The 264-nt window shown below is 50.0% G+C and carries 1 rRNA gene; it reads left to right on the top strand.

The features are described from left to right. Positions 1–264 (top strand): 23S ribosomal RNA (locus Q8X48_RS30015); the annotation flags it as partial.

The following is a 264-nucleotide window of genomic DNA, read 5'->3' as shown; positions in this document are numbered from 1 at the left end:
ATCCTCCAAGGCTAAATACTACTGACTGACCGATAGTGAACTAGTACCGTGAGGGAAAGGCGAAAAGAACCCCGGAGAGGGGAGTGAAATAGATCCTGAAACCGTATGCGTACAAGCAGTGGGAGCCCACTTTGTTGGGTGACTGCGTACCTTTTGTATAATGGGTCAGCGACTTATTTTCAGTGGCGAGCTTAACCGAATAGGGGAGGCGTAGCGAAAGCGAGTCTTAATAGGGCGTCTAGTCGCTGGGAATAGACCCGAAAC

Source organism: Pseudomonas sp. QLc11A (genome assembly GCF_052112305.1).
In the GTDB taxonomy this organism is placed as follows: Bacteria; Pseudomonadota; Gammaproteobacteria; order Pseudomonadales; family Pseudomonadaceae; genus Aquipseudomonas; species Aquipseudomonas laurylsulfatiphila.
This window is presented reverse-complemented; position numbering and strand designations above follow the sequence as displayed.